Source organism: Streptomyces sp. BBFR2, assembly GCF_044497305.1.
Taxonomy (GTDB): domain Bacteria; phylum Actinomycetota; class Actinomycetes; order Streptomycetales; family Streptomycetaceae; genus Streptomyces.
In genome coordinates, this window is the sequence record NZ_CP172415.1 from 4,244,393 (window position 1) to 4,262,185 (window position 17,793).

Annotated in this window: 13 protein-coding genes and 1 riboswitch; of the genes, 12 read left to right on the forward strand and 1 reads right to left on the reverse strand. The window is 73.1% G+C overall.

The genetic code is table 11. The features are described 5' to 3' along the window. The first annotated feature begins 94 nt into the window (after window positions 1-94). From ACGH2B_RS17225 to ACGH2B_RS17280, 12 genes are all read left to right on the forward strand, one after another. A complete protein-coding gene (locus ACGH2B_RS17225; protein WP_399089931.1) occupies window positions 95-826 on the forward strand; it encodes an HNH endonuclease family protein in 732 nt (243 codons plus the stop codon). Between the two features lie 335 nt (window positions 827-1,161). After that, a complete protein-coding gene (locus ACGH2B_RS17230) occupies window positions 1,162-1,806 on the forward strand; it encodes a SurA N-terminal domain-containing protein (RefSeq protein WP_399089934.1) in 645 nt (214 codons plus the stop codon). Between the two features lie 217 nt (window positions 1,807-2,023). Continuing rightward, window positions 2,024-3,064: a nucleoside triphosphate pyrophosphohydrolase gene (locus tag ACGH2B_RS17235; RefSeq protein ID WP_399089937.1), complete on the forward strand. Its 1,041-nt coding sequence runs from the start codon at window positions 2,024-2,026 to the stop codon at window positions 3,062-3,064. 896 nt (window positions 3,065-3,960) lie between these two features. Continuing rightward, window positions 3,961-5,337 (forward strand): cytochrome P450, encoded by a 1,377-nt coding sequence (locus tag ACGH2B_RS17240; RefSeq protein ID WP_399089940.1) that lies wholly within the window; start codon window positions 3,961-3,963, stop codon window positions 5,335-5,337. Window positions 5,338-5,568: 231 nt separating this feature from the next. Then, on the forward strand, window positions 5,569-6,597 hold the full coding sequence (locus ACGH2B_RS17245) for a transglycosylase family protein (RefSeq protein WP_399089943.1): 1,029 nt from the start codon (window positions 5,569-5,571) through the stop codon (window positions 6,595-6,597). 219 nt (window positions 6,598-6,816) lie between these two features. Then, window positions 6,817-7,022, forward strand: a riboswitch (cyclic di-AMP (ydaO/yuaA leader). A gap of 4 nt (window positions 7,023-7,026) precedes the next feature. Further along, the gene (locus ACGH2B_RS17250; protein ID WP_399089946.1) at window positions 7,027-7,704 is read left to right on the forward strand and encodes a transglycosylase family protein; all 678 of its coding nucleotides are present in this window, start codon (window positions 7,027-7,029) and stop codon (window positions 7,702-7,704) included. Window positions 7,705-8,248: 544 nt separating this feature from the next. Next, window positions 8,249-9,529 carry a phosphopyruvate hydratase gene (eno, locus tag ACGH2B_RS17255; protein WP_399089949.1) on the forward strand — a complete coding sequence of 427 codons (1,281 nt, stop codon included), beginning with the start codon at window positions 8,249-8,251 and terminating at the stop codon, window positions 9,527-9,529. A 193-nt stretch (window positions 9,530-9,722) separates the two neighbouring features. Continuing rightward, window positions 9,723-10,178: a septum formation initiator family protein gene (locus ACGH2B_RS17260; protein ID WP_399089952.1), complete on the forward strand. Its 456-nt coding sequence runs from the start codon at window positions 9,723-9,725 to the stop codon at window positions 10,176-10,178. 124 nt (window positions 10,179-10,302) lie between these two features. Next, window positions 10,303-10,848: a DUF501 domain-containing protein gene (locus ACGH2B_RS17265; protein WP_399089955.1), complete on the forward strand. Its 546-nt coding sequence runs from the start codon at window positions 10,303-10,305 to the stop codon at window positions 10,846-10,848. Further along, on the forward strand, window positions 10,845-11,795 hold the full coding sequence (locus ACGH2B_RS17270; protein ID WP_399089958.1) for an exopolyphosphatase: 951 nt from the start codon (window positions 10,845-10,847) through the stop codon (window positions 11,793-11,795). Before ACGH2B_RS17265 ends, ACGH2B_RS17270 begins: the two co-directional genes overlap by 4 nt. A gap of 502 nt (window positions 11,796-12,297) precedes the next feature. After that, a complete protein-coding gene (locus ACGH2B_RS17275; protein WP_399089961.1) occupies window positions 12,298-13,680 on the forward strand; it encodes an NAD(P)/FAD-dependent oxidoreductase in 1,383 nt (460 codons plus the stop codon). 199 nt (window positions 13,681-13,879) lie between these two features. Beyond that, window positions 13,880-15,190 (forward strand): class I SAM-dependent methyltransferase, encoded by a 1,311-nt coding sequence (locus ACGH2B_RS17280; RefSeq protein ID WP_399089964.1) that lies wholly within the window; start codon window positions 13,880-13,882, stop codon window positions 15,188-15,190. A 62-nt stretch (window positions 15,191-15,252) separates the two neighbouring features. Here the strand turns inward: ACGH2B_RS17280 and ACGH2B_RS17285 are convergent, their stop codons facing one another. Continuing rightward, window positions 15,253-17,778 (reverse strand): ABC transporter permease, encoded by a 2,526-nt coding sequence (locus tag ACGH2B_RS17285; RefSeq protein ID WP_399089967.1) that lies wholly within the window; start codon window positions 17,776-17,778, stop codon window positions 15,253-15,255. Between the last annotated feature and the right edge of the window lie 15 nt (window positions 17,779-17,793).

Genomic DNA, 17,793 nt, shown 5'->3' on the forward strand with positions numbered 1-17,793 from the left:
CCGTCAGACATGCCCGCCCCGTGCCGCGTACGCTCCTTCGCCGGACCGGCCACCGGCGCCCCGGCGGCCCAGCTCTTGAGGAGGGGACCCCGACGTGAACCGCATACGGACCGTACTGCCCGCCGCAGCCGTCGCCGCACTGCTCGCCCTGACCGGCTGTTCGCCCGCCGACGGGACGGACGCCGAGGACGCCAAGGACGGCGCGTCGGCGTCCGGCGCACCCGGCGCGGCCCTGTCGGCGCTGGCCGAGCTGCCCGTCAAGAAGCGCGGCTCGCAGGACGGTTACGCCCGCGCCCGCTTCGGCAGTGCCTGGGCCGACACCGACGGCAACGGCTGCGGCACCCGCGACGACATCCTCGAACGCGACCTGGAGAACACCAAGCACCGCGGGAAGACCTGCGTGGTCGTCTCCGGGACGCTCACCCACGACCCGTACACCGGCGGCACCATCCGCTACCGGCGCGGCAGCAGCAAGGTCGACATCGACCATGTCGTGGCCCTCTCCGACGCCTGGCAGAAGGGCGCCGCCCGCTGGGCGCCCCGCAAGCGGATCGCGCTCGCCAACGACCCGCTGAACCTCATCGCCGTGGAGGCGTCCGCCAACCGCGGCAAGAGCGACGGCGACGCGGCCGCCTGGCTCCCCGAGAACCAGGGGTACCGCTGCACCTACGTCGCCCGGCAGGTGGCGGTGAAGAAGAAGTACGGCCTGTGGGTCACCCGCGACGAGAAGACCGCGATGACGAAGGTCCTCAACGGCTGCCCGAGCGAGAAGCTCCCCTCCGGCGGCAACCCGACCGAGGCGCCGCAGCGGTTCACGGCGAAGTAGGGAGTAAGGAGTAGGGGGAGCGGGGGCGGTGGCCGGGGCGTGATGGGGCCCGGAGGCGCGCACCGGCCGGGCTTCCGTCCGGTGACGACGGGCCGGGCGCGGGCACCCCGTGCGCCGCGGGGACGCGGGGCGTCCGGCGACCCCGTCCCGCGTACCCAAAAACCTGGGGAATCGTTGGCCAACCGGTGGCCCGGGGCATCCGGACTCCCTACTATCGATCAACGCCAGATCGATGAGATGCCCGCTCCCGGCACCCGCCGGGAGCGCCCCGCCCACCGCCGCCGCACGGCGTTCGCGCCGCGCCGTCTCGTTCACGATCTCTGCCGGGAGGCCCCGTGCTCCGCCGTAGGACAGTGCTCTCCGTATCCCTCTCCGCCGCCCTGCTGGCCGCGACCCCGCTGCTCACCGCCTGCGGCAGCGACGCGCACCCCGGTGCCGCCGCGATCGTCGACGGCAAGCGGATCACCGTCGCCCAGCTCCAGGCGAAGGTGAAGGACGTACGCCAGGCGCAGAGCAGGTCCCCGCAGGGCGGCCAACTCATCTCCAACACCGGCCAGTTGAGCCTGGCCACCCTCAACGGCATGATCTTCCAGCGGGTCCTGGAGCGCAGCGCCGACCGCGCCGGGGTCACCGTCACCCGCGCCGATGTGCAGCGGTGGCGCACCACCGCCGAGAAGGAACTGGGCGGCCCGGAGCGGCTGAAGGCCGTCTGGCTCCAGCAGCAGTCCGTCGCCCCCGACGAGGTCGACGCGACCGTCCGCAACCAACTCCTCCTGGACGGCCTGGCCAAGAAGATCGGCGCCGACCGCACCAGCCCCGAGGGCCAGCGCCGCCTCGTCGACAACCTCGCCCGCACCTCCCGCGCCATGGGCGTCGACGTCAACCCGCGCTTCGGCTCCTGGAACGACCGCCGCGTCATCCTCGGCGCGACCAAGGACCCGTGGCTCACCCCCGCGACGACCGCCCGGCAGGAGGCGTAACCGGGTACGTACGCGTACGGGGCGCGGCCCCGGCGCCCGGCCGACCGATACGGCGGCCGGGCGCCGGGGCCGCTGCTCGTGTGCGGCGCGGGGCGGGGCCGGTCCGGGAGCCCGCCGGTACGGGCCGGTACGGGCGGGGGCTGCCGGCGGCTCGCGCCGGTGCGGCCCCGCCCCGCGGCCGCGGGGCGCTGTCAGTGGGGTGCGTTACGTTCGAGGGGTGAACGCTGACGTGCCCTTCGCCGACGCCGGAGCCGCCGACCGCCCCGAGGGCGGCACCGGACGCCTGGTCCTGCTCACCACCAGCCACCGCGTCGCCCCGGGACTGCTGTCCTGGCCCGCCTGGCAGGCGCTGCGCACCGCCGACCGCGTGCTCTGCGCCGACCCCGCCCACCCGCAGTTGCCCTATCTGCGCGAGGCCGGGATCACGGTGGAGCCCGCCGTCCCCACCGCCCGCGAGCTGGTCGACGACTGCGTCGCCGGGGACCGCACGGCCGTCGTCCTCACCTCCGCCGACGGCGAGAGCGCGCTCACCGACGGTCTGGCCCGCCTCGCCGGATCCGGCCGCGAGGCCATGCCCGACCTGGAGCTGCTGCCCGGCGCGTACGACCTGCCGGGCGCCCGGCTGCTCGACCTCGTCCAGGTCATGGACCGCATCCGCGCCGCCTGCCCGTGGACGGGCGTGCGCACCCACGAAGACCTCGCCAAGTACGCCCTGGAGGAGGCGTACGAGCTGGTCGAGGCCATCGAGAGCGGTGACCGCGAGGAGCTGCGGGAGGAGCTGGGCGATGTCCTGCTCCAGGTCGTCCTGCACGCCCGCATCGCCCAGGACGACCCGGACGCGCCGTTCTCGGTCGACGATGTCGCCGGGGCGCTGGTGGAGAAGCTGATCCACCGCCATCCGCACGTCTTCGGGGACGAGTCCGCCGAGACGCCCGAGGAGGTCCGGGCGCACTGGCTGCGCACCAAGGCGACCGAGAAGCGGCGCGCCTCGGTCACCGACGGCGTCCCGCTCACCCAGCCCGCGCTGGCCCTCGCCGCGAAGCTCGCCTCCCGCGCCCGCACCGCCGGTCTCGACGTCCGCCCGTCGCCCCCCGGCATCGGCTACGAACTCCTGGCCCTGGCCGCCCGCGCCGAAGCCGAGGGCACCGACCCCGAAACCGCCCTCCGCGCCGCCGCCCGCACCTACCGCACCGCGATCCGCGCGGCGGAGGGCCTGCCGCCGTCGGAGGAGCCCGCCCCGGGGGAGATACCGGAGTAGAGGGCCCTTCCCCCTTCGGCGGGGGAGCCGGACGGCCCTTCCCTTGGCGAGGGGGCTCGCCCTCACGGAGGCCCGCCCCTACGAGGGCCCGCTTACGGGAGGCCCTTCCTTCGGCGAGAGAGGCCCGCCCTTACGAGGTGCCGCCCTTGCGAAGGGAGGCGTCTACGAGGGGAGGCCCGCCCTCACGGCGGTGGCGGTGGGGGAGGCCCGCCCGTACGAGGCGGGCGCAGGGCCGTGCAGTCCGTGCCGCCCCGGGCAGCGGTTACCGTCGAAAGGTGCACCTCACGCCCGACGCCACCCCTGACGCGCCCCGCACCGCCCCGGGCCCCGCCGCCCGCCCCGCCGGAGCACCCGCCCCGGACCGCCCGTCCGCCGCCGCGCCCTCCACCGGGCCCGGCGCTCCCGGCTGCCCCGCGCACCCCGAAGCCACCAGGTCCGACGCGACGCCCCCGTTCCCGGAAGCCGCCACGGACCGGGCTCCTTCGGCTTCGGGCCGCCCCGTGCACCCCACCTCCACCGGTACCGGAGTGTCCCCTGCGACGTCCGAGCGCTCCGGACGCACCGGACCCGACGTGACTTCCCCGTCCCCGGAAGCCGCCACGGGCCTGACCTCTTCGGCCCCGGGCTGCCCCGTGCACCCCACCTCCACCGGCACAGGCGCGTTCGCCGCTACGTCCGAGCGCTCCGGACGCACCGGACCCGACGTGACTTCCCCGTCCCCGGAAGCCGCCACGGGCCTGACCTCTTCGGCCCCGGGCTGCCCCGTGCACCCCACTTCCACCGGCACAGGCGCGTTCGCCGCTGCGTCCGCGTACCCCGAAGCGACCGGGTCCGACGTGACTTCCCCGTTCCCGGAAGCCGCCACGGGCCTGACCTCTTCGGCCCCGGGCTGCCCCGTGCACCCCACTTCCACCGGCACAGGCGCGTTCGCCGCTGCGTCCGCGTACCCCGAAGCGACCGGGGCCGACGCGACGCCCCCGTTCCCGGAAGCCGCAGCCGAGCGCGTCCCCGCCGCCCCCGCCCTCTTCACCTGGGAGTTCGGTGCCGACCCGTATCCGGCGTACGCCTGGCTGCGGGAGCACGCGCCGGTGCACCGGACCGCGTTGCCCAGTGGGGTCGAGGCGTGGCTGGTGACGCGGTACGCGGACGCGCGGCAGGCGCTCGCGGACTCCCGGCTGTCGAAGAATCCGGTGCACCACAGCGAGAGCGCCCACGGCAAGGGCAAGGTCGGCATCCCCGGCGAGCGCAGCGCCAACCTCATGACGCATCTGCTCAACATCGACCCGCCGGACCACACCCGGCTGCGCCGGCTGGTCTCCAAGGCGTTCACCCCGCGCCGCGTCGCCGCCTTCGCACCGCGCGTCCAGGAGCTGACCGACAGGCTCATCGACTCCTTCGCCGCCCGCGGCGAGGCCGACCTCATCCACGAGTTCGCCTTCCCGCTGCCGATCTACGCCATCTGCGATCTGCTCGGCGTCCCGCGCGAGGACCAGGACGACTTCCGGGACTGGGCCGCGATGATGCTCCGCCACACCAAGCCGGGCGGCACCGGCGGCGGTCCGCGCGGCGGCGTCGCCAAGGCGGTCAAGAAGATCCGCGGCTACCTCGCCGAGCTGATCCACCGCAAACGCGCCGTCCTGCCGCCCGAGCCCGCGCCCGGCGAGGACCTGATCTCCGGCCTGATCCGCGCCTGGGACCACGGCGAACACCTCACCGAGAACGAGGTCGCCGCGATGGCGTTCATCCTGCTCTTCGCCGGCTTCGAGACCACCGTCAACCTCATCGGCAACGGCACCTACGCCCTGCTGCGCGCCCCGGACCAGCGCGAACTCCTCCAGAAGTCGCTGGCCTGCGGCGACGCGGACGTCCTCGCCACCGGCATCGAGGAGCTGCTGCGCTACGACGGGCCGGTCGAGCTGGCCACCTGGCGGTTCGCGACCGAGGAGCTGACGATCGGCGGCGAGCGGATAGCCGAGGGCGATCCGGTGCTGGTGGTGCTGGCCGCCGCCGACCGCGACCCCGCACGTTTCGACGCCCCGGACACCCTCGATCTGCGCCGCGGCGACAACCCGCACCTCGGCTACGGCCACGGCATCCACTACTGCCTCGGCGCGCCACTGGCCCGCCTCGAAGGACAGACCGCCCTCGCCACCCTCCTGACCCGCCTGCCCGACATCCGGCTTGCGGCGGAACCGGACGATTTGCGGTGGCGCGGCGGGCTCATCATGCGCGGTCTGCGCACCCTCCCCGTGACGTTCACCCCGGCCCCCTGACGACACGCCGCCCACCCGCGCGGACGGCCGTCCGGGGCCCAGTAATTGACGCTCCATCAGGCACGTGACCTACACGTGATCTCCGCTACACCAGCTTGTGACGCCCCGTGGGCCCGGCTACCTTGCCACCGAACAAACGCTCCACCGCTCGGTGGTGGCCGTACCGGACCCCGGGCGGCCGCGCCGGGGCGCCGGGGCGGACAACTCAACCGCCGCTCGAAAGGCAATCGCATGCGCACCGGCAACGGCAGACACCGTCGCCCCCGCCAGGCACCGGCCCTCTTTGTCACGGCGGGAGTGACCGGCGCGGGCCTCGCCCTGCCCCTCCTCGGCACGGGCGCCGCCCACGCCGCCGACGCCACCACCTGGGACCGCGTCGCCCAGTGCGAGTCGGGCGGCATCTGGTCCAGCGCCCCCGGCAACGGCTTCTACGGCGGACTCCAGCTCACCCTCGACATGTGGCGCGACCACGGCGGTCTGGAGTACGCCGCCCGGCCCGACCTGGCCAGCCGCTCCCAGCAGATAGCCGTGGCCCAGGCGATCCTCGCCGAACGCGGCCCGGACGCCTGGCCGCGCTGCGCCGTCGACGCCGGGCTCACCGAGGACGGCGGCACCCCCGACGTCGACCCCGGCGGCACACCCCCCGCCGACACGGACGGCAGGCTCCCCGACACCGGTACCGACACCGACCCCGGCACCGACCCCGGCGCCGACCCGGGCACGGACACCGGCCAGGACGGGACCCACGCCCCCGGCACCCCGGACCCGGACACCACCGACCCGTCCACCCCGGACGGCACCCCGGACCCGTCCACCACCCCCGGCACGCCTGACCCCACCGGCTCCCCGAAGACGCCGGGTGAGCCGCGGCGGCCCGACGGCACCGCCCCCTCCGGCGATCCGTCCACCGATCCGTCCGGCCACGCCACCGACCCCGCCGGGCCGTCGCACCCGTCCCGTACGACGCCCCCGGCGGACCGCGACGGCTCCCGCGGCGACGGCTCCGGGCGCCACCGCGGCGGCGGTGACGACGAGGGGGACGGCGACCGCACCCCGGGGCGGCACGCCTCGCGGGGCGGCGAGCGGGCGGAGCCGGGCGACGGCTCGTACACCGTGCGCCCCGGTGACAACCTGTCAGCCATCGCCGAGGCGCGGGAGCTGCCGGGCGGCTGGCCCGCGCTGTACGAGCGGAACGAGGACGTCATCGGTGACGACCCGGACCTCATCCACCCCGGTCAACTCCTCGATCTGGGCCACTGATCGGGGCGATAGGCGCCTTTTGCCCGTTTTGGCGAAAGTGAGACATGGCTCTCGTCGCGCTCCGTGGTGTCCGACCCGTCCCGGCAAATCCGCACCACGCCCCACCTGCGGAAATGTGACCCCTCTGTGATCATTGACGGTCAACTGGGCGCAGAAAGCGGGGTTTGAACGAAACAGAGGGTTCTGCTTACGGTCAGCACCGCTCGCCAAAGCGGGCCCTTCGTTCACACGCCGAATCCTGCCGGTGGGCGAAGGTGGTCGACGCGCAAGCGCCGAAGGCAGGAGCGGGGGACCCAAGGTAAGCGCCGGCCCCACCCGTGAAAGCGGGTCAACCGGCTTGGGGTGAAGCCGTGCGAAAGCACGGCCGGGCAATCCACGCCGCCCGAACCCGACAGCTCACCTCGCAGGCGTCGGTGAGGAAAACGAACCATGCTGAGCAACAAGGCCAAGCACCGCCGCCCCTCCAAGGCCGTCCGCGTCGCGACCCTCGCCGGTGTCGCCGGCGCCGCCGTGGCCGTCCCGCTGATGGGCGCCACCAACGCCTCCGCCGCCTCCGTCGCCACCTGGGACGCCGTCGCCCAGTGCGAGTCCGGCGGCAACTGGTCGATCAACACCGGTAACGGCTACTACGGCGGCCTGCAGTTCTCCGCCTCCAGCTGGGCGGCCGCCGGCGGCACGCAGTTCGCGCCCCGCGCCGACCTGGCCACCAAGGCCCAGCAGATCCAGGCCGCCGAGAAGCTCCTCGCCATCCAGGGCCCGGGCGCCTGGTCCTGCGCCGGCGCCGGCAACCTCACCGCCGGTGGCCCGTCCCCCGACCTGAACACCGGCGCCACCACCAAGGCCGCCCCCAAGCAGCAGGCGCCGAAGCAGCAGGCCCAGCCCAAGGCGGCGCCGAAGCAGCAGGCCCCGCGGACCGAGGCCGCCCCGAAGCGCGCCCCGCAGCACCACGTCATGGGCCACGGCAACTACACCGTGAAGTCCGGCGACACCCTGGCCAAGATCGCCAAGGCGCACGGCAAGAACTGGAAGTCGGTCTACGCGGACAACAAGTCCACCATCGGCTCCAACCCGAACCTCATCTTCCCGGGCCAGAAGCTCCACATCTGATCCCCGCGGCCCGATCCCCCCCCGCGGGGCACCGCTCACCGCCCCGCACCCCGGGCTCCCCGGCCCCGCCGTCCCCGTCCCCACCGCCACGAGGCGCGCCGGGACATGACGGCCGCCCCTCCCGGTCCACCGCTCCCGTACGTACGGCGGTACGTACGGCACACCGGACCGGGGGACGGCACCGGCGCCCGGGCCTCGCGGGCCGCGGCCCCGGCACCGTCCGGGCCCCGCGCCCGCCGCATCACCCTCCCCACGCGACGCCCCGTCCGGCGCGCACGTCCCCGGGGTGGCACCGGCTCCCGAGCCGGTGCCACCCGCCGTGCGCCGAGGCGGGGTTTCGCCGTTCCGTACTCTGGTGCCGGACACACCGTCGTGGCCTGCCCCTTATCCGCCTGCTTTTCCGTTCCGTGGCCTTCGTTGCCGAAAGGCCGGAACCCGGCGTCCGAGGCACTTTCGTCCCGTAGTGCGGGCCGCGAGGCAGTCGAGGACCCGGGGGCCGTTAGGCTCGTGCCGCAGAACTCCAGACACCCATGAAGGAGACAACGTGCCGTCCATCGACGTCGTCGTAGCCCGGGAAATTCTCGACTCGCGAGGTAACCCCACGGTCGAGGTCGAGGTCGGCCTCGACGACGGCTCCACCGGCCGGGCCGCCGTTCCGTCCGGCGCCTCCACCGGCGCCTTCGAGGCCATCGAGCTGCGCGACGGGGACCCCAACCGCTACCAGGGCAAGGGCGTCGAGAAGGCCGTCCTCGCCGTCATCGAGCAGATCGGCCCGGAGCTGGTCGGCTACGACGCCACCGAGCAGCGCCTCATCGACCAGGCCATGTTCGACCTGGACGCCACCGACAACAAGGGCTCGCTGGGCGCCAACGCCATCCTCGGCGTCTCCCTCGCCGTCGCGCACGCCGCCTCCGAGGCCAGCGACCTGCCGCTCTTCCGCTACCTCGGCGGCCCGAACGCGCACCTGCTGCCCGTCCCGATGATGAACATCCTCAACGGTGGGTCGCACGCCGACTCCAACGTCGACATCCAGGAGTTCATGATCGCCCCGATCGGCGCGGAGTCCTTCTCCGAGGCGCTGCGCTGGGGCGCCGAGGTCTACCACACCCTCAAGAAGGTCCTGAAGAGCAAGGGCCTGGCCACCGGTCTCGGCGACGAGGGCGGCTTCGCCCCGAACCTCGGCTCCAACCGCGAGGCCCTCGACCTCATCCTGGAAGCCATCAAGGAGGCCGGTTACGCCCCCGGCCAGGACATCGCGCTCGCCCTGGACGTCGCCGCCTCCGAGTTCTACAAGGACGGCAAGTACCAGTTCGAGGGCAAGGAGCGCTCCGCCGCCGAGATGACGGAGTACTACGAGGAGCTGGTGGACGCGTACCCGCTGGTCTCCATCGAGGACCCGCTGTTCGAGGACGACTGGGCCGGCTGGAAGGTCATCACCGACAAGCTCGGCGCCAAGGTCCAGCTCGTCGGCGACGACCTCTTCGTCACCAACCCCGAGCGGCTGGCCCGCGGCATCGAGGAGGGCTCCGCCAACGCCCTCCTGGTCAAGGTGAACCAGATCGGTTCGCTCACCGAGACCCTGGACGCCGTCGAGCTGGCCCAGCGCAACGGCTTCAAGTGCATGATGTCGCACCGCTCCGGCGAGACCGAGGACGTCACCATCGCCGACCTGGCCGTCGCCACCAACTGCGGCCAGATCAAGACCGGCGCCCCGGCCCGCTCCGAGCGCGTCGCCAAGTACAACCAGCTCCTGCGCATCGAGGAGATCCTGGACGACGCGGCGGTCTACGCCGGCCGTTCGGCCTTCCCGCGGTTCAAGGGCTGACCCTCTCCAGGGCTGATACCCCGGCACAGGTGCGCCCCGCCCCACCCGACCGAGGGCGGGCCACCCGCCGCCACGGCCTGCGTTCGTCCCCGGCGACGGTCCCGTACCGTTGCCGGGGACGGCTGCGCTTCCGACCGGCCCCGCCCGGCGGGAGCGCAGGAACTCCATGACGGTCGGCCCAAGGGGAGGCGACGTGTCCGCGGACCGGTTCTCGACCGCGACCCGGCTCAAGGCGCTCGGCGAACAGGCGGCGGCCCGCGTGCAGCGCGTCCGGCGCCCCCGCCGCAACCGCCTCACCGGCCGGGCGGCCCTGCTGGCCCTCGTCATGTGCTCCCTCGTCGTGGCCCTGGCCTACCCGATACGGCAGTACGTCTCGCAGCGCTCCGACATCGCCGACCAGCGCCGCAAGGCCCAGGAGGCGGCCCGGACGCTGGACCGGCTGCGCGACGAGAAGTCCCGCTGGCGCGACCCCGCCTACGTCGAGCAGCAGGCCCGCCTGCACCTGCACTTCGTCCGCCCCGGCGAGACGGGATATATCGTCCAGGACGGCTCACGCGCCGGTGACGGCGCTCCGCGCGAGGGCGCGGCGGCGGCCTCCACCCCCTGGTACGAGAACCTCTGGACCGACGTCGACACGGCCGACCGGTGACGCCCCGCGCCCCGGAACCGCCCGCCCCGGCCCGCGTCCGCCGGCGCGCCGCACCCGCCGCGTCCGCCCGTCCGCGGCCGTGAGCCCACCGAAGACCCCATCGAAGATCCCACCGAAAGCGCACATGGACACGCCTCCGCCCCAGACCGAGCCCACCGAGCCCACCGCCGCGGACATCGCCGCCTTCAAGGAGCAGCTCGGCCGCCCGCCGCGCGGCCTGCGGGCCATCGCCCACCGCTGCCCCTGCGGTCAGCCGGACGTCGTCGAGACGGCCCCGCGCCTGGAGGACGGCACACCGTTCCCGACGCTGTACTACCTGACGTGCCCGCGCGCGGCCTCCGCCATCGGCACGCTGGAGGCCAACGGCGTGATGAAGGAGATGACGGAGCGGCTGGCGACCGACCCCGAGCTGGCCGCCGCCTACCGCGCCGCCCACGAGGACTACATCCGCCGCCGGGACGCCATCGAGGTGCTGCAGGGCTTCCCCAGCGCCGGCGGCATGCCGGACCGGGTCAAGTGCCTGCACGTCCTCGTCGGCCACTCCCTCGCGGCCGGCCCCGGCGTCAACCCGCTGGGCGACGAGGCGATCGCGATGCTGCCCGAGTGGTGGCGCAAGGGCCCGTGCGTGAGCCCCTGCCAGGAGACGGCCCCCGAAGGAGACGCCGAATGACCCGGGTCGCCGCCGTCGACTGCGGTACCAACTCCATCCGGCTGCTCGTCGCCGACGTCGATCCGGCCACCGGTGAGCTGACCGAGCTGGACCGCCGGATGCGGATCGTCCGCCTGGGCCAGGGCGTGGACCGCACCGGGCGGTTCGCCCCCGAGGCGCTGGAGCGGACCTTCGCCGCCTGCCGCGAGTACGCCGCGGTCATCGAGGAGCTGGGCGCCGGGCGCACCCTGTTCGTCGCCACGTCCGCCTCCCGCGACGTGGCCAACCGCGACGACTTCGTCCGCGGTGTGCGGGACATCCTCGGCGTCGAGCCCGAGGTCATCACCGGCGACCAGGAGGCGAAGTTCTCCTTCACCGGCGCCACCCGCGAACTGCTCGCCACCGACCTGCCCCGCCCCTTCCTCGTCGTGGACATCGGCGGCGGCTCCACCGAGTTCGTCCTCGGCGACGGCACGGTCCGCGCCGCCCGCTCCGTCGACATGGGGTGCGTGCGGATGACCGAGCGGCACCTGGTGCGCGACGGCGAGATCAGCGACCCGCCGGCCCCCGACCGGATCGCCGCGATCAAGGCCGATGTGGCCGCCGCCCTCGACGAGGCCGCGGCCGCCGTCCCGCTCGGCGAGGCCGCCACCCTCGTCGGTCTGGCCGGTTCGGTGACCACCGTCGCCGCCATCGCCCTCGGCCTCGACCGTTACGACTCGGACGCCGTCCACCACGCGCGGATCTCCCGCGCCCGCGTCGCCGAGATCACCGACCGCCTGGTCGCCTCCACCCACTCCCAGCGCGCCGCGATCCCGGTGATCCACCCCGGCCGCGTCGACGTCATCGCCGCCGGCGCCCTCGTCCTCCTCGCGATCATGGACCGCACGGGCGCCGAGGAGGTCGTCGTCAGCGAGCACGACATCCTGGACGGCATCGCGATCAAGGCGGCCGAGGAGGCCGCGTAGTACGGGCGATACGCCCCCCGGACGACGCCCGCCTGCTTCCGGCCGGGCGGTCCCCGGAACCTCCGGCCCCCGTGTCCTCCAGGGCACGGGGGCCGTGCGCAACGCGCCCCGTACGCCCCCGTTCTCACGCCAGGTCAGCCCCTTCCGGCGGTGGCGCGGGCCGGTCCGCCGGGAAAGTTCGTGAAACTCTTCACATGAAAAAAGTGGCCGATGGTCGAAGAAAGGGGTCCTACGAGCCTCAATCGAAGGTCCTAGGACCTCTTGAACCGGTGAATACGCGGCGGGGCGGGAACGGTGTCGGCGCTCACCCGGCGTGTGGTTCGGTCGCCCGTGTGTTCACAAGCCCTGATCACAAGGGGTCTCAACGGGTCGTGGCGCCGGGTGGTTCCCCGGAGGCGGTATGGCGTCCGTCACGGGGGCGGCGCAGTGTAGCAGACCCCCCTGCTGTTCTTGTGAAGGGGCTCACGAGCGGCCCCCCAGGGGGAGGTGGATACTCGATTGCATGAGCACCACGGAGCGTCCCAGGATCCTCGTTGTAGGCGGTGGGTACGTAGGCCTGTACGCGGCACGCCGCATCCTCAAGAAGATGCGGTACGGCGAGGCGACCGTCACGGTCGTCGACCCGCGCTCGTACATGACGTACCAGCCCTTCCTCCCTGAAGCTGCGGCCGGCAGCATCTCCCCGCGCCACGTCGTGGTTCCGCTGCGGCGTGTGCTGCCCAAGGCGGAGGTTCTCACCGGCCGGGTGACCACCATCGATCAGGACCGCAAGGTCGCCACCGTCGCGCCGCTGGTCGGCGAGGCGTACGAGCTGCCCTTCGACTACCTGGTCATCGCGATGGGCGCGGTCTCCCGTACCTTCCCGATCCCCGGCCTGGCCGAGAACGGCATCGGCATGAAGGGCGTCGAGGAGGCCATCGGTCTGCGCAACCACGTGCTGGAGCAGCTCGACAAGGCCGACTCCACCACCGACGAGGAGGTCCGCCGCAAGGCGCTGACCTTCGTCTTCATCGGCGGCGGCTTCGCCGGTGCGGAGACCGTCGGCGAGGTCGAGGACATGGCCCGCGACGCCGCGAAGTACTACAACAACGTCAAGCGCGAAGACATGCGCTTCCTGCTGGTCGACGTCGCCGACAAGATCCTTCCCGAGGTCGGCCCGAAGCTCGGCGCGTACGGCAAGGCCCACCTTGAGGGCCGTGGCGTCGAGGTCTACCTCAAGACCGGTATGGACTCCTGCGTCGACGGTCACGTCGTGCTCAACAACGGCCTCGAGGTCGACTCGGACACCATCGTGTGGACCGCGGGCGTCAAGCCGAACCCGGCGCTCTCCCGCTTCGGTCTGCCGCTGGGCCCGCGCGGTCACGTCGACACCGCCGCCACCCTCCAGGTCCAGGGCACCGACTACATCTGGGCCGCGGGCGACAACGCCCAGGTGCCGGACATGGTCGGCCGCAAGGCCGGTAACGAGAACGCCTGGTGCCCGCCGAACGCCCAGCACGCGCTGCGGCAGGCGAAGGTCCTCGGCGACAACGTGGTCTCCGGTATGCGGGGCTTCCCGCAGAAGGAGTACAGCCACGCGAACAAGGGCGCCGTCGCGGGTCTCGGCCTGCACAAGGGCGTCGCGATGATCGTCATGGGCAAGATGAAGATCAAGCTCAAGGGCCGTCTCGCCTGGTACATGCACCGCGCGTACCACGGCATGGCGATGCCGACGTTCAACCGCAAGATCCGGGTCTTCGCCGACTGGACGCTCGCGATGTTCCTCAAGCGTGAGGTCGTCTCGCTCAGCGCCATGCAGAACCCCCGCGAGGAGTTCTACGAGGCGGCGAAGCCGGCGCCGAAGCCCGCCGCCGAGGCCGACAAGCCGAAGGCCAAGGCTTCTTGATCTCCAGGCCGGTGTAGTCCGGTCGGCCCGAAGGGCGTCCGCCATCCGTGGGGCGGACGCCCTTCGGCATGTCCGCCGTCGGAGCCGTTGCGCGCTTTGCCGTCCCCTTACGCGGGAACGGGATTATCCGGGCGCCTGCACGGCGTTTACGTGGTCGGTGAAACTGTTTCGCCGACTCGTCAAGACGGAGGTGTGCGACATGGCCGACGCCGCTGGACGGCTCACCAAGCTCGCCGAGGAGGTGCTGGGGGCGAAGCTCCCGGTCCGTATCCGCGCGTGGGACCGCAGCGAGTTCGGCCCTCCGGGCACCCCGGTCCTCGTGTTCCGTAACCGCCGCGCGCTGCGCCGCCTGCTCTTCAAACCCGGCGAACTGGGCCTGGCCCGCGCCTGGGTCGCCGGTGACCTCGACATCGAGGGCGATCTCTACGAGGCGCTCGACCTGCTGGCCGGCCTCATCTGGGAGCGCGGCACCGCCGCCCCCGCACCGCAGCGCGCGCCCGTCCTGCGGGCCCTGGCCCGGCCCGAGGTCCGCGCCGCCGCCAAGGAGTTGCTCTCCCTCGCGGGCGCGCCGCTGCCGCCGTCGCCGCCCGCCGAGGAATCCCGCCACCGCCGCGGCCCGCTCCACACCCTGCTGCGCGACAAGGACGCCATCAGCCACCACTACGACGTCGGCAACGACTTCTACGCGCTGGTGCTCGGCCCGTCGATGGTCTACTCGTGCGCGTACTGGTCGGGCCCCGACGCGACGCTGGAGGACGCGCAGCGCGACAAGCTCGATCTGATCTGCCGCAAGCTCGGCCTGACGGAGGGGCAGCGGCTGCTGGACGTGGGGTGCGGCTGGGGCTCGATGGTGCTGCACGCCGCCCGTGAGTACGGCGTCCGCGCCGTCGGCATCACCCTCTCCGAGGAGCAGGCGGCGTACGCCCGGAAGCGGGTCGCGGAGGAGGGGCTGGCCGACCGGATCGAGATCCGGGTGCAGGACTACCGCGAGATCCACGACGAGCCGTTCGACGCGATCTCCTCGATCGGGATGGCCGAGCACGTCGGGCGGGCCCGCTACGCCGAGTACGCGAGCGCGCTGTACGCCCTGCTCAAGCCGGGCGGGCGACTGCTCAACCACCAGATCGCGCGGCGCCCGCTGGACGACGAGGACGCCTACCACGTCGATGAGTTCATCGACCGGTACGTCTTCCCCGACGGTGAGCTGGCGCCCGTCGGGCGGACCGCGGGGGCGCTGGAGGACGCCGGGTTCGAGGTGCGGGACGTGGAGGTGCTGCGGGAGCACTACGCGCTGACGCTGCGGCGGTGGGTCGCCAACCTGGAGGCGGGCTGGCAGGAGGCGGTGCGGCTGACGTCGCCGGGCCGGGCCCGGGTGTGGCGGCTCTACATGGCCGCGTCCGCGCTGTCCTTCGAGCGCAACCGCATAGGGGTCAACCAGGTGCTGGCGGTGCGGACGCCGGAGTCCGGGGCGTCCGGGCTGCCGCTGCGGCCGCGCGCCTGGCAGGGCTGAGGCACCGTACGGCGCGGGGCCCCGGACCGCATCAGGTCCGGGGCCCCGCGGGTGTGCGGCGGCTACTCCGCCTTGAGGGCGGTGAGCATGTTGAGCTTCGCCGCGCGGCGGGCCGGCCACAGGGCGGCGACCACACCGACCACCGCGGCCATGGCGAGGAAGACGCCCATCCGGCCCCAGGGCAGCACCAGTTCGTAGGTGGTGAGCGAGCCGGAGACGAGCCGGCCTGCGGCCCATCCGAAGAAGACGCCGAGGCCGATGCCGAGGATCCCGCCGAAGAGCGAGATGACCAGGGACTCCAGGCGGACCATCCGCTTGACGCCGGTGCGGTCCAGGCCGATGGCGCGGAGCATGCCGATCTCCTGGGAGCGTTCGAAGACCGACATGGCCAGGGTGTTGACGACGCCGAGGACGGCGACGATCACGGCCATGGCGAGCAGTGCGTAGACCATGTTCAGCAGCAGGTTGATGGTCTGGGAGATGCCGTCGGAGACGTCCTTCTTGTCCTGGACGCTGAGGGCCGGGTTCTTGCCGAGCGCGTCGATCAGGTGCTGCTTGGCGGTGTCGGTGGCGCCGCCCTCGGTCTTCAGCAGCACCTGCGTGTCGGTGGCGTGCTTCTGGTGGGGGCCGACGACGCCGTTGTCGACGACGATCTGGTGGATCATCTCGTTGGCGCGGTAGACGCCGGAGACGGTCAGGGTCTTCGCCGTACCGTCCTCGAACGTCACCGGGACGCGGCTGCCGGCCCGCCAGCCCTGCTCGCGGGCGGTGTCCTCGTCGGCGAGCAGGCCGCCGGAGGTCAGTCCGGAGAGCGAGCCGGAGGCGAGGTCGAGGCGGGTGAGCTTGCCGAAGTCCTTGCCGTTGACGCCGGTCAGGGAGGTGTCGGTGGTGCCGATGGTCGCCTCGGAGTCGCGCAGCGGGCTGACGGCGGTGACCTCGTCCAGGGTGGCGAGCTTCTGCGCCACCTCGGGGGAGAGCGGCGTCTTGGAGGCCATCGACACGACGTAATCGGCCTTGAGGGAGTCGGCGGCCATCTTGTCGACGCCCTTCTGGACGCTGGTGGCGATGACCGTCAGGCCGGTGATGAGGGTCAGGCCCACCATCAGCGCGGAGGCGGTGGCGGCGGTGCGGCGCGGGTTGCGGACCGCGTTCTGCCGGGCGAGCTTGCCGGCGACGCCGAACGTCCGCAGCAGCGGTGTGGCCAGGGCGATCAGCGGGCGGGACAGCAGCGGCGTCAGGACGAACACGCCGATCAGCAGCAGGACCGCGCCCAGGCCCATGACGGCCTTGCCGTCGCTCATGCCGGTGGCGGCCAGGACGGCGGCGGTGCCGGCGCCCGCGAGGAGCGCGCCGAGGGTGTTGCGGACCACGAGGGTCTTGGTGGTGGCGGTGGCGTGGACGCTGCTCATCGCGGCGACCGGCGGGATCTTCGCGGCGCGGCGGCCCGGCAGCCAGGCGGCGAGGACGGTCACGCCGATACCGACCACCAGCGCGGTGATGACGGTGGAGGCGCCGATGACGAGCGGGCCGTCGGGCACGGTGGCGCCGGCTGAGTTCATCAGGGCGCGCATCCCGGCGCCGATGCCGATGCCGGCGGCCAGGCCCGTGAGGGCGGCGACCGCGCCGACGACGGCGGCCTCGATCAGCACCGAGCGGGTGACCTGGCGGCGGCTGGCGCCGACCGCGCGCAGCAGCGCCAGTTCCTTGGTGCGCTGGGAGACCAGCATGGTGAAGGTGTTGGCGATGAGGAAGATGCCGACGAACAGCGCGATACCGGCGAAGCCCAGCAGCGCGGTCTGCATGCTCCGCATGCCCTCGGCGATCATCTCGGCCTCGTCGTCGGCGAGCTGACGGCCGGTGGTGGCCTCGGCGCCCTTGGCGGGCAGCACGTCGCGGATCTGCTTCTCCAGGGCCTGCTGCGAGGTGCCCGGCGCGGCCTTGACGTGGATCTCGCTGTACGTGCCGGGGGTGAGCAGCAGCTTCTGGGCGCTGGCGTTGTCGAACAGCGCGAGGCTGCCGCCGGCCGAGACGGCGCCGTCGGTGGTGGTGAAGATGCCGGTCAGCCGGGCTGAGCGGACCGGTCCGTCGAAGGAGACGCGGACGGTGTCGCCGACCTTGTACCCGGCCTCGTCGGCGGTCCGGGCATCCAGGGCGAGCTGGCCGGTGCCGTGCGGGGCGACGCCGTCCCGCATCGGGTAGCGGGCGTCCTTGCCGTCGGCGCCGGGGTAGTAGTTGCCGCCGCTGGTGGCGAAGCCGCTGCCGACCAGCTTGCCGTGCTTGTCGGCGATGGCGGTGAAGCCGGTGACGGTGCCGGTGGCGGAGGCGGCGCCGGGCACGTGGGCGGCCGCGTCGAGCAGCTTCTGGTCGAGGGCGGGGCGGTGGCCGGGGCCGGAGTCGTCGCCGCGCGGCTGGATGGCCACGTCGACGTCGGCGTAGCCCTCCTGGGCGCTGGAGCGCAGGGCGCCGGAGATGGTCGAGGTGAAGACCAGGGTGCCGGAGACGAAGGCGACGCCGAGCATGACGGCGAGGACGGTCATCAGCAGCCGGGCCTTGTGCGCGAGGACGTTGCGCAGGGCGGTGCGGAGCATGGCCAGTAGTCCTGG

Bases quoted from the DNA above. Each gene is read 5' to 3' on its own strand.
- ACGH2B_RS17245 (WP_399089943.1), top strand. From the start codon at position 5,569: ATGCGCACCGGCAACGGCAGACACCGTCGCCCCCGCCAGGCACCGGCC.
- ACGH2B_RS17250 (WP_399089946.1), top strand. From the start codon at position 7,027: ATGCTGAGCAACAAGGCCAAGCACCGCCGCCCCTCCAAGGCCGTCCGC.
- ACGH2B_RS17265 (WP_399089955.1), top strand. From the start codon at position 10,303: ATGGACACGCCTCCGCCCCAGACCGAGCCCACCGAGCCCACCGCCGCG.
- ACGH2B_RS17270 (WP_399089958.1), top strand. From the start codon at position 10,845: ATGACCCGGGTCGCCGCCGTCGACTGCGGTACCAACTCCATCCGGCTG.
- ACGH2B_RS17275 (WP_399089961.1), top strand. From the start codon at position 12,298: ATGAGCACCACGGAGCGTCCCAGGATCCTCGTTGTAGGCGGTGGGTAC.
- ACGH2B_RS17280 (WP_399089964.1), top strand. From the start codon at position 13,880: ATGGCCGACGCCGCTGGACGGCTCACCAAGCTCGCCGAGGAGGTGCTG.
- ACGH2B_RS17285 (WP_399089967.1), bottom strand. From the start codon at position 17,778: ATGCTCCGCACCGCCCTGCGCAACGTCCTCGCGCACAAGGCCCGGCTG.